The following is a 10,635-nucleotide window of genomic DNA, read 5'->3' on the forward strand; positions in this document are numbered from 1 at the left end:
TTGACCGCTTTTCCGTGCACCAACCCCCACAATCGCGGCCATATGACCGTAGAAATGCGGTAGTGTTCCGACAATCTAACACACGGACACCATCCGTCCTGTTTTCCACTGGAGAATCCCATGGCGCTAGAACGCTCCGACGTGGAAAAAATCGCACATTTGGCCCGTCTGGGTCTCAATGATGCCGATCTCCCACGCACCACCGAAGCCCTTAATAGCATTCTGGGGCTGATTGATCAGATGCAGGCTGTCGACACCACCGGTATCGAGCCGCTGGCCCACCCACTGGAAGCCAGCCAGCGCCTGCGCGCTGACGTCGTGACTGAAAGCAATCATCGCGAGGCTTACCAGTCCATCGCACCAGCGGTCGAAAACGGCCTCTATCTGGTTCCGAAAGTCATCGAGTAAAGGGAAAGAGCCTGCATGCATCAATTGACTCTGGCCGAGATCGCCCGCGGACTCGCCGATAAAAAGTTTTCTTCTGAAGAGCTGACCAAGACCTTGCTGGCACGTATCGCCCAGCTCGATCCGCAGCTCAACAGCTTCATCACCCTCACCGAAGACCTCGCCATCGAGCAAGCCAAGGCTGCTGACGCACGTCGCGCCAACGGTGAAAGCGGTGCCCTGCTGGGCGCGCCCATCGCGCACAAAGACCTGTTCTGCACCTTGGGCGTACGCACCAGCTGTGCCTCGAAGATGCTCGACAACTTCAAGGCACCGTACGACGCCACCGTGGTTGCCAAGCTCGCCGAAGCTGGCGCGGTCAGCCTGGGCAAGACCAACATGGACGAGTTCGCGATGGGCTCGGCCAACGAATCGAGCTACTACGGCGCGGTCAAAAACCCGTGGAACCTTGAGCACGTACCTGGCGGTTCATCGGGTGGCTCGGCAGCCGCCGTTGCCGCTCGTCTGTTACCGGCAGCCACCGGCACCGACACCGGCGGTTCAATCCGCCAGCCCGCTGCGCTGACCAACCTTACCGGCCTCAAGCCGACGTACGGTCGTGTATCGCGCTGGGGCATGATCGCTTACGCCTCCAGCCTTGATCAGGGCGGCCCCTTGGCACGCACCGCTGAAGACTGCGCGATTTTGTTACAAGGCATGGCTGGCTTCGACTCTAAAGACTCCACCAGCATCGACGAACCAGTGCCGGACTTCAGCGCCGACCTCAATACCTCGCTCAAAGGCCTGCGTATTGGTGTGCCTGCCGAGTTCTTCAGCGAAGGCCTCGACCCGCGCATTGCCGAACTGGTGCACAACAGCATCAAAGAGCTCGAAAAGCTCGGCGCGGTGATCAAGACCATCAGCCTGCCCAACATGCAGCACGCGATCCCTGCGTACTACGTGATCGCGCCCGCTGAAGCGTCTTCCAACCTGTCGCGTTTTGACGGCGTGCGCTTCGGCCACCGCTGTGAAGACCCGAAAGACCTGACCGACCTGTACAAGCGCTCGCGCGCCGAAGGCTTTGGCCCGGAAGTCCAGCGCCGGATTCTGGTCGGTGCCTACGCCCTGTCGGCCGGTTACTACGACGCTTACTACTTGCAAGCGCAAAAAATCCGTCGCCTGATCAAAAACGACTTTGTCGCAGCCTTCAACGAAGTCGACGTCATCCTCGGCCCAACCACGCCTAACCCGGCCTGGAAAATCGGCGCTAAAAACAGCGACCCGGTGTCTGCCTATCTGGAAGACGTGTACACCATTACCGCCAACCTCGCGGGCCTGCCGGGCCTGTCGATGCCAGCCGGTTTTGTCGATGGCTTGCCCGTCGGCGTGCAGTTGCTTGCGCCGTACTTCCAGGAAGGCCGCTTGCTCAATGTCGCTCACCAGTATCAGTTGAACACTGACTGGCACACGCGCTCACCTGCCGGCTTCTGAGGAGAAACATATGCAATGGGAAGTTGTGATCGGGCTGGAAATTCACTCCCAGCTCGCCACCCAATCGAAGATTTTCTCCGGCAGCGCCACCACGTTCGGCGCTGAGCCAAACACCCAGGCCAGCCTGGTTGATCTGGGCATGCCGGGCGTTTTGCCAGTGCTGAACCAGGAAGCCGTGCGCATGGCCGTCATGTTCGGCATCGCGGTTGACGCCGAAATCGGCCAGCACAACGTGTTCGCTCGCAAAAACTACTTCTACCCGGACCTGCCGAAGGGTTACCAGATCAGCCAGATGGAACTGCCAATTGTCGGCAAAGGCCATTTGGACATCACCCTGGAAGACGGCACCGTCAAGCGCGTCGGCATTACCCGTGCGCACCTGGAAGAAGATGCGGGCAAAAGCCTGCACGAAGACTTCAGCGGCTCGACCGGCATCGACCTCAACCGTGCAGGCACCCCGCTGCTGGAAATCGTTTCCGAGCCGGACATGCGCAGCGCCAAAGAAGCGGTTGCCTACGTCAAGGCCATGCACGCACTGGTGCGCTACCTGGGCATCTGCGACGGCAACATGGCTGAAGGCTCGCTGCGTTGCGACTGCAACGTGTCGGTACGCCCGGTCGGCCAAGCCGAGTTCGGCACCCGCTGCGAGATCAAGAACGTCAACTCGTTCCGTTTCATCGAGAAGGCGATCAACAGCGAAGTGCAGCGCCAGATCGAACTGATCGAAGACGGCGGCAAAGTCATCCAGCAAACGCGCCTGTATGACCCGAACAAAGACGAAACCCGCGCCATGCGCAGCAAAGAGGAAGCCAACGACTACCGTTACTTCCCCGACCCGGACCTGCTGCCGGTAGTGATCGAAGACTCGTTCATCGAAGACGTGCGCGCTACCCTGCCGGAACTGCCACCGCAAAAACGCGAGCGCTTCCAGTCGCAGTTCGGCCTGTCGGCCTACGATGCCAGCGTTCTGGCCTCAAGCCGCGAACAGGCAGACTACTTCGAAAAAGTCGTGAGCATCAGCGGCGACGCCAAACTGGCGGCCAACTGGGTGATGGTTGAATTGGGCAGCCTGCTCAACAAGCAAGGCCTGGACATCGACCAGTCGCCGGTCAGCGCCGAGTTGCTGGGCGGCATGCTGCTGCGCATCAAGGACAACACCATCTCCGGCAAAATCGCCAAAGTGGTGTTTGAAGCGATGGCCAACGGCGAAGGCACTGCTGACGAAGTCATCGACAAGCAAGGCCTCAAGCAAGTCACCGACAGCGGCGCCATTGAAAAGGTGCTGGATGAAGTGTTGGCGGCCAACGCCGAGCAAGTTGAACAGTACCGCGCGGCTGACGAAGCCAAACGCGGCAAAATGTTTGGCTTCTTCGTCGGGCAGGCCATGAAAGCCTCCAAAGGCAAAGCCAACCCGCAACAAGTCAACGAACTGCTCAAGAGCAAGCTCGAAGGCTAAATCGCACACTCACTGTAGGAGCGAGCTAGTCTCGCGATCTTTTAAAGATCAAAAGATCGCGAGACTAGCTCGCTCCTACAGGTATGAGTGGGCTCATACAGGATTCCCCCCATGAAGCGGCTACTCGGCGCCTGCGCCCTGCTCGGCTTGCTCACCGGCTGCGCCAGCCACGACATAGACCCGAGCGGCTATGACGAAACCGGCGTTGCCTCTTATTACGGCGCTCGGCACCACGGTAAACGGACTGCCAGCGGCGAACCCTTCGACCAAAACGCCCTCACCGCCGCCCATCGCAGCCTGGCCTTCGGCTCACGGGTCGTGGTCACCAACCTCAGCAACAACAAATCGGTGGTGGTGCGCATCAATGACCGTGGCCCGCATACCCGCGGCCGCCTGATTGATCTTTCGCGCCAGGCCGCCCAACAGTTGGGTATGCTCAGCAGCGGCACGGCCAAGGTCCGGGTTCAGGGTTTAAGTGACTAAGCAATGGAGTGAATCACCATTTTGGGGTTAAGCGCGTTATCACCGTGGAACCTGCTGCAACTGCTCTGCGGTCTCGCCATGCTGATTGCTGGCGCCGAACTGCTGGTGCACTGCGCGGTGCGCATGGCCGCCAACCTGAAGGTTCGCCCCCTGCTGATCGGCTTGACCGTGGTTGCCTTCGGCAGCAGCGCCCCGCAAATGACCGTCAGCCTGCAAGCTGCGTTTAACGACACACCGGACATTGCCGTCGGCAGCGTCATTGGCAGCAACATTTTCAACGTCCTCGTCACCCTCGGCCTGTCGGCACTGATTATTCCCCTGCGCGTGTCACGCCAACTGGTGCGGCTCGATATCCCCTTGATGATCATCGCCAGCGCGCTGGTATTCGGCTTGGCCCTGAGCAAACAACTGGATCGCCTCGATGGCGCCATTCTGCTGATTGGCCTGGTGATTTACCTCGGCTTGCTGCTTCGCCAGTCACGCCACAGCGGGCACCATCACGTCAGCCACGACCGACCGCCCACGTCGTGGCCGATCAACGTTCTGATGATGCTCATGGCCTTGGTCTTGCTGGGAGCAGCCGGGCATCTGTTGCTGGACGCCGCCGTCGGCGTGGCCACCGAACTGGGACTGTCCGAGCGCATCATCGGCCTGACCATCATTGCCGTCAGCACTTCACTGCCGGAACTCGCCACCTCACTGATTGCAGCCTTTCGCGGCCAACGCGAAATTGCCGTCGGCAATGTGATTGGCAGCAACGTCCTCAACTTGCTTGGCGTGCTCGGCCTCACCGCGCTGATCAGCCCCGAACCGCTGTCGGTATCACCCAACGCCCTGGCTTTTGACCTGCCGGTGATGCTCGGCGTCGCCGTGTTGTGCCTGCCGGTGTTCTATACCGGCTACCGCGTCACCCGCGCCGAAGGCTTGCTCTTTTTGGGGCTGTACCTGGCGTATGCACTGCACGTGGTGTCGTTCACCACCGGCATGCCGCTGGCGGGCAGGCTCGAACACCTGATGCTGTTTTACATCTTGCCGGCGCTGCTGGTGTTTCTGCTGTTCAGTACCCTGCGCGCCTGGCGACGACAACACTGAGGAGTTTTGCGATGGACAACAAAAAAACCGGACTTGAAATGCGCCGCCAGGTAATGGGCGATGAGTTTGTCGACCGTACACTGGGCAATGCCACCGACTTCACCCAACCACTGCAAGACTTCGTCAACGAACACGCCTGGGGCGGCGTGTGGAATCGCGAGGGTCTGTCGCTAAAAACCCGCAGCCTGATCACCCTCGCCACCCTCACCGCGCTCAAGTGCCCGCAAGAACTCAAAGGCCACGTACGCGGCGCGCTGAATAACGGCTGCACCGTCGACGAGATCCGCGAAGCGCTGCTGCACTGCGCGGTGTACGCCGGCGTACCGGCGGCCATTGATGCGTTTAGGGCAGCTCAGGAAGTGATCGACGCTTACACCCCGGCACCGAAGTAAGACCTACAAAAAACGCAGATACACCTGACAGAACGCATCGGTTTAATCACGTAAAAAGGTTCGCAGTGAGCGCGATCAGCACTCGAACCTTTTAACGAGATAACGATGACTTCATTCAAACACCTCGCCTTGCTGCTGCTCCCAGCGCTGCTGGTCAGCGGTTGCACACACGCCTCCCCCGCCGACAACGCCATGGCCTGTTTTAAAAACAGCGGGCAGGACTTCAGTAAAGTCCTGAGCTGTTACAAACAGGCCACCGCGCCCCAGCCTCTGGATTACACGCCGACAGGGTCGACGGCCTTTCCCGGCGTTGAGAAACGCAGCTTCCAACTAAAATCACAAACGTGGACCGGGCACGGCTATGCCAGCCCTGCCGAATGGGAGCATACGGTCGACATTTACATCCCCGAGGCCGCCCTGCACGGCAAGGCGTTGCTGATCGCCAATAACGGCACCAACGTCCCGACCGCAGACAAACCGATATCAGCCCCCACCGACTTCACCCAGGCAATGGCGCTGGCCGTGGCGGAGCAAACAAAGACCATCGTTATTTCGGTCAGTAACCTCCCTAACCAATACCTGACCTACAGCGACGACGGTGTGCCGCGCCGCGAAGACGACAGCGTGGCCCATAGCTGGGCGCTGTTTTTGCAACATCCCGAGAACCGACCGTTTCTCTCGCTGCATGTGCCCATGATGCAATCGCTGGTTAAAGCGATGGACCTGGCACAAGCGGAGCTAAAACCCTGGCAGATCGAATCATTTATTGCCGCGGGGGCGTCCAAACGCGGCTGGGCTGTCTGGCTGGCAGCACTGGCAGACACACGGGTCAGCGCCATTGCTCCGTTCGTGATCGATATCCTCAATACCCATGCCGCTCTGGAACACACCTACAACGCTTATGGCAAAAGCTGGCCGCTGGCGTTCAAGGCTTACCATCACGAAGGGATCACCCAGCAGTTGGGCACAGCCCAATTCGCACAGTTGATGCAGATAGAAGACCCGATGCTCTACGCGAAGACTGAGGCAGGCGAGCGGCTGAGCATCCCGAAGTACATCGTGAATGCCAGCAGCGATGACTTTTTCTTACCCGACAATGCGCGCCTGTACTTCGATGAATTGCCCGGCGAAAAAATGCTCCGTGTAGCGCCTAACGCCAGCCATTACGGGATCACGGCGTTTGTTGAACATTCACTGATCGCCTTCACCAACCGCCTGCAGCAACAGCGTTCGCTGCCCAGCCTGAAAAGCGTGGTTCAACCTGAAGCCGGGGGCGCACGTCTGGCGATGAACTTCTCCGAACCGCCCACCAAACTGGTGCAGTGGCGGGCGCATAACCCCACCGATCGTGACTTCCGCCAGCCGTGCGGCATTCACTATGAGGCCACCGATATCAGCCTGCCCGAGGGGCAAGCCCTCAACGTTGCGCTCAAGACACCCGAGCAAGGCTGGAGCGCCACGTACGTTGAGGCGACGATGGCAGATGGCCTGGTGATCAGCACGCCGGTGCAGGTGCTACCGCAGACCTACCCCACCTGGACACCCAAGCAAATCGAGCCGGCGTGCAAGAACCTGCTGGATGGCGCCTGAGGCTAAATCCAGCCGCCCCATTGCAATACAAAGATCCCGATATTGGTCGTGATGGCCGCCATCAAGGTGGTGATCACGATAATCGAGGCGGCGAGTTCGTGGTTGCCGTTGGCCGCGCGCGCCATGACGTAGCTGGCGGCGGCTGTCGGGCTGGCGAAGTACAGGAACAACGTCCCCAGTTCCGGCCCGCGAAAGCCCAGGAGCCACGCCCCCAGTGTGGCCACCAGCGGCAGGCTGATCATTTTGACCAGGCTGGCACTCAACGCCAGGTTGCCGCTTTTGCGCAGGGACGCCAGAGACAAGGTGCCGCCGATACAAATCAGCGCCAGCGGCAAGGTCATGGACGCCAGGTATTCACCCGAGGCCTGCAACCAGCCCGGCAGAGTGATCTTGAACACCGCAAACGGGATCGCCGCCAGCACGCTGATAATCAGCGGGTTTTTCACCACGCTTTTGCAGACGCTCCACGGGTCGGACTTGATCACCGGGCTGTACACCGCCAGCACAATCGTCGACAGGGTGTTGTACAACAGGATCACCAACCCCGCGAGCACCGCCCCCAGCGAGATGCCGTAGTCGCCATACATGCTGGCCGCCAGGGCCAGGCCGATCACCGCGTTGTTGCCGCGAAAGGCGCCTTGGGTATAGATGCCGCGATCTTCACGCGGGCAACGCCAGATCGCCCAGCCCCAGGCCAGGCCAAAACACACCAGTGTCGCCAGGGTGAAATAGCCCAGCACCTTGGGCTGCATGGCGGTTCTGAGGTCGGCGTGGACAATCCCCAGAAACAACAACGCCGGCATGGTGACGTTAAACACCAGTGCCGACGCCGTGTGGATAAAGTTGTCGTTAATCCAGCCCACCCGCTTGAGCACAATGCCCATAAAAAGCATGGCAAACACCGGGGCGGTGATCGAGAGGGTCAGAAAAAAGATAGCCAGCATGCAAACACGCTCGTGTGAGGTCGTTAAGTAGCTAATGCATGTGCCAGAAACTGGCTGAAGCCTCCCATAAAGGAGGCCTCATAATTCAGGTTTACAGACCTTTAACGGCGTAAATCCCGGCAGCGTTGCGCCAGTAACCTTTGTAATCCATGCCGTAACCGAAAATATAACGGTCAATGCACGGCAGGCCGGCATAGTCGGCTTTCAGGTCCGGGCTGGCCTTGCGGTCGTGGTCTTTGTCGATCAGCACCGCCGTGTGCACCTGACGGGCGCCCGCGTGTTTGCAGAAATCAACGATTGCGCTCAGGGTGTGGCCCTCATCGAGGATGTCATCGATGATCAGCACGTGACGGTCCATAAAGGACACTTCTGGCTTGGCTTTCCAGAAGAGGTCGCCGCCGCTGGTTTGGTTGCGGTAGCGGGTCGCGTGCAGGTAAGACGACTCAAGCGGGAATTTGAGGTGGGTGAGCAGCTTGCCGGCGAAAATCAGGCCGCCGTTCATCACACAAAAAACCACTGGATTGAATTCAGCCATTTCAGCTGTGATCTGCGCGCCAACGCGGGCAATCGCTGCCTCAACCTCGGCTTCGGTGTACAGGCAGTCAGCCTCTCGCATGACTTGACGGATATGCTCGAGATCAGCAGACATGACGCTCTCCAGGGGGGTGGTTTGCCAGAAAAGCGGGCAAAGGTACGCACACGCATGGCTCAGATCAAGCATTTATGGACTAACGTGCATTAATGTTTGTAGGACATCACCCCGGATTAGATTAATCTAGGCCGCTTTTTTTGCCTGCCCAACCGGAGCCTTTACTTATGCCCATCCGTGAGATCCGCCATCCGCTGATCCGTCACAAGCTCGGCCTGATGCGCCGTGCAGACATTAGCACGAAGAACTTCCGTGAGCTCGCCCAAGAAGTCGGCGCCTTGCTGACGTACGAAGCCACCAGTGACCTGACCCTCGAAACCTACGAGATTGAAGGCTGGAGCGGCCCTGTCCAAGTTGAAAAAATTGCCGGTAAGAAAATTACCGTCGTGCCTATCTTGCGCGCCGGCATCGGCATGCTAGAAGGCGTACTGACCCTGATTCCGGGTGCCAAAGTCAGCGCTGTCGGCGTTGCCCGTAACGAAGAAACCCTGCAGGCTCACACCTATCTGGAGAAACTGGTTCCAGAAATCGACGAGCGTCTGGCGATGATCATTGACCCGATGCTGGCCACGGGTTCGTCCATGGTTGCCACCATCGACCTGCTGAAAAAAGCCGGCTGCAAAGAGATCCGCGCCATGGTGCTGGTCGCTGCCCCAGAAGGGATTGCCGCCGTTGAAAAGGCTCACCCGGACGTGACCATCTACACCGCGTCCATCGATCACCGTCTGGACGAACACGGCTACATCATTCCGGGCTTGGGCGATGCTGGCGACAAGATCTTCGGCACCAAGCAAAAGGATTAATCACATGCAGGACGAGTTCAACGACCCACTCTGGCGCCAGATCATCTCTGGCGCGCAGATGTTGTTCGTGGCTTTCGGCGCCTTGGTATTGATGCCATTGATTACTGGCCTCGACCCTAACGTAGCGCTGTTCACGGCGGGTCTCGGAACTCTGCTGTTCCAGATAGTGACCCGCCGTCAGGTTCCGGTCTTTCTGGCTTCGAGTTTCGCTTTCATTACTCCGATCATTCTCGCCAAGGGCCAATTCGGTCTGGCCGCGACCATGGGCGGCGTGATGGCAGCCGGTTTCGTGTACACCTTTCTCGGTTTCGCGGTAAAGCTTAAAGGCACCGGTTTTATTGATCGCCTGCTGCCACCTGTGGTGATCGGCCCGGTGATTATTTCGATCGGTCTGGCGATGGCGCCCATTGCTGCACACATGGCCATGGGCCGTGCTGAAGACGGCACTGAGCTGATCCATTACCAAACAGCCATGATGATCTCGATGCCAGCGCTGCTGACCACCTTGATCGTGGCCGTGTTCGGCAAAGGCATCTTCCGCCTGGTGCCGATCATTGCCGGTGTGCTGGTGGGTTTTGCGATGGCGTTTTACTTTGGCGTGGTCGACACGGCCAAAATCGCCGCCGCGCCATGGTTTGCCCTCCCGCACTTCACGGCCCCCGAGTTCAACTGGCAGGCGATTCTGTTTATCGTCCCCGTGGCCCTGGCCCCGGCCATTGAACACATCGGCGGCGTGATTGCCGTGGGCAGCGTAACCGGTCGCGACTACCTGAAAAAGCCGGGCTTGCACCGCACCCTGTTCGGTGACGGTCTGGCGACCACCGCCGCAGGCTTGCTGGGTGGCCCACCCAACACCACCTACGCCGAAGTGACGGGCGCGGTGATGCTGACCAAGAACTACAACCCGAAAATCATGACCTGGGCGGCGATCTTCGCCATCAGCCTGGCCTTTATCGGCAAGTTCGGCGCATTGCTGCAAAGCATTCCGATACCGGTGATGGGCGGGATTTTGTGCCTGCTGTTCGGTTCGATTGCTGCGGTCGGGATGAACACCCTGATTCGCCATCAGGTCGACCTGAGCGAAGCGCGCAACCTGGTGATTGTGTCGGTAACCCTGGTCTTCGGGATTGGCGGCGTGCTGATCGGCACAGGGATGGGCCCTGAAGACTTCGGCCTTAAAGGCATCGCGTTGTGCGCCATCGTAGCGATTGCACTCAACCTGCTTTTGCCGGGCAATGACAGTTGGAAAAACAAGAAAGGTGATGAGCCGATTCTATAAATCGGCCTGATCTCTGTAGGAGCGAGCTTGCCTCGCGATCTTTTGATCGTTTAAGAGATCGCGAGGCAAGCT

General features: G+C 59.2%; 11 protein-coding genes. 9 read left to right on the plus strand and 2 right to left on the minus strand.

Annotated features, from left to right (window positions below):
- Positions 1-120 precede the first annotated feature (120 nt).
- From gatC to QMX84_RS10725, 7 genes are all read left to right on the plus strand, one after another.
- Positions 121-408 carry an Asp-tRNA(Asn)/Glu-tRNA(Gln) amidotransferase subunit GatC gene (gatC, locus tag QMX84_RS10695; protein WP_048368386.1) on the plus strand — a complete coding sequence of 96 codons (288 nt, stop codon included), beginning with the start codon at positions 121-123 and terminating at the stop codon, positions 406-408.
- Between the two features lie 15 nt (positions 409-423).
- Positions 424-1,875 (plus strand): Asp-tRNA(Asn)/Glu-tRNA(Gln) amidotransferase subunit GatA, encoded by a 1,452-nt coding sequence (gene gatA / locus QMX84_RS10700; protein ID WP_262124750.1) that lies wholly within the window; start codon positions 424-426, stop codon positions 1,873-1,875.
- Positions 1,876-1,885: 10 nt separating this feature from the next.
- Entirely contained in the window at positions 1,886-3,331 is a 1,446-nt protein-coding gene (gene gatB / locus QMX84_RS10705) for an Asp-tRNA(Asn)/Glu-tRNA(Gln) amidotransferase subunit GatB (protein WP_048368388.1), read from the plus strand.
- Between the two features lie 111 nt (positions 3,332-3,442).
- The gene (locus tag QMX84_RS10710; RefSeq protein WP_153333349.1) at positions 3,443-3,814 is read left to right on the plus strand and encodes a septal ring lytic transglycosylase RlpA family protein; all 372 of its coding nucleotides are present in this window, start codon (positions 3,443-3,445) and stop codon (positions 3,812-3,814) included.
- 51 nt (positions 3,815-3,865) lie between these two features.
- A complete protein-coding gene (locus QMX84_RS10715; protein ID WP_282363789.1) occupies positions 3,866-4,906 on the plus strand; it encodes a calcium/sodium antiporter in 1,041 nt (346 codons plus the stop codon).
- 11 nt (positions 4,907-4,917) lie between these two features.
- Entirely contained in the window at positions 4,918-5,298 is a 381-nt protein-coding gene (locus QMX84_RS10720; RefSeq protein WP_282363786.1) for a carboxymuconolactone decarboxylase family protein, read from the plus strand.
- Positions 5,299-5,403: 105 nt separating this feature from the next.
- Positions 5,404-6,888, plus strand: coding sequence for a PhoPQ-activated protein PqaA family protein (locus QMX84_RS10725; protein ID WP_282363787.1), 1,485 nt, complete (start codon positions 5,404-5,406; stop codon positions 6,886-6,888).
- 2 nt (positions 6,889-6,890) lie between these two features.
- On the opposite strand, the gene QMX84_RS10730 is transcribed toward QMX84_RS10725, so the two are convergent.
- The gene (locus QMX84_RS10730) at positions 6,891-7,832 is read right to left on the minus strand and encodes an AEC family transporter (protein WP_048368391.1); all 942 of its coding nucleotides are present in this window, start codon (positions 7,830-7,832) and stop codon (positions 6,891-6,893) included.
- Positions 7,833-7,923: 91 nt separating this feature from the next.
- Positions 7,924-8,481 carry a hypoxanthine-guanine phosphoribosyltransferase gene (locus QMX84_RS10735; protein ID WP_123749601.1) on the minus strand — a complete coding sequence of 186 codons (558 nt, stop codon included), beginning with the start codon at positions 8,479-8,481 and terminating at the stop codon, positions 7,924-7,926.
- Positions 8,482-8,648: 167 nt separating this feature from the next.
- On the opposite strand from QMX84_RS10735, the gene upp reads away from it, so the two are divergent.
- On the plus strand, positions 8,649-9,284 hold the full coding sequence (gene upp / locus QMX84_RS10740) for a uracil phosphoribosyltransferase (protein ID WP_048368393.1): 636 nt from the start codon (positions 8,649-8,651) through the stop codon (positions 9,282-9,284).
- 4 nt (positions 9,285-9,288) lie between these two features.
- Positions 9,289-10,563: a uracil-xanthine permease family protein gene (locus QMX84_RS10745; RefSeq protein ID WP_153333353.1), complete on the plus strand. Its 1,275-nt coding sequence runs from the start codon at positions 9,289-9,291 to the stop codon at positions 10,561-10,563.
- Positions 10,564-10,635 lie beyond the last annotated feature (72 nt).

Source organism: Pseudomonas sp. PS01297, assembly GCF_029959305.1.
Lineage (GTDB): Bacteria > Pseudomonadota > Gammaproteobacteria > Pseudomonadales > Pseudomonadaceae > Aquipseudomonas > Aquipseudomonas helleri.

Coding starts and splice junctions, on each gene's coding strand:
- upp (WP_048368393.1), top strand. CDS start 8,649: ATGCCCATCCGTGAGATCCGCCATCCGCTGATCCGTCACAAGCTCGGC.
- QMX84_RS10725 (WP_282363787.1), top strand. CDS start 5,404: ATGACTTCATTCAAACACCTCGCCTTGCTGCTGCTCCCAGCGCTGCTG.
- QMX84_RS10710 (WP_153333349.1), top strand. CDS start 3,443: ATGAAGCGGCTACTCGGCGCCTGCGCCCTGCTCGGCTTGCTCACCGGC.
- QMX84_RS10735 (WP_123749601.1), bottom strand. CDS start 8,481: ATGTCTGCTGATCTCGAGCATATCCGTCAAGTCATGCGAGAGGCTGAC.
- QMX84_RS10730 (WP_048368391.1), bottom strand. CDS start 7,832: ATGCTGGCTATCTTTTTTCTGACCCTCTCGATCACCGCCCCGGTGTTT.
- gatB (WP_048368388.1), top strand. CDS start 1,886: ATGCAATGGGAAGTTGTGATCGGGCTGGAAATTCACTCCCAGCTCGCC.
- gatC (WP_048368386.1), top strand. CDS start 121: ATGGCGCTAGAACGCTCCGACGTGGAAAAAATCGCACATTTGGCCCGT.
- QMX84_RS10745 (WP_153333353.1), top strand. CDS start 9,289: ATGCAGGACGAGTTCAACGACCCACTCTGGCGCCAGATCATCTCTGGC.
- QMX84_RS10720 (WP_282363786.1), top strand. CDS start 4,918: ATGGACAACAAAAAAACCGGACTTGAAATGCGCCGCCAGGTAATGGGC.
- gatA (WP_262124750.1), top strand. CDS start 424: ATGCATCAATTGACTCTGGCCGAGATCGCCCGCGGACTCGCCGATAAA.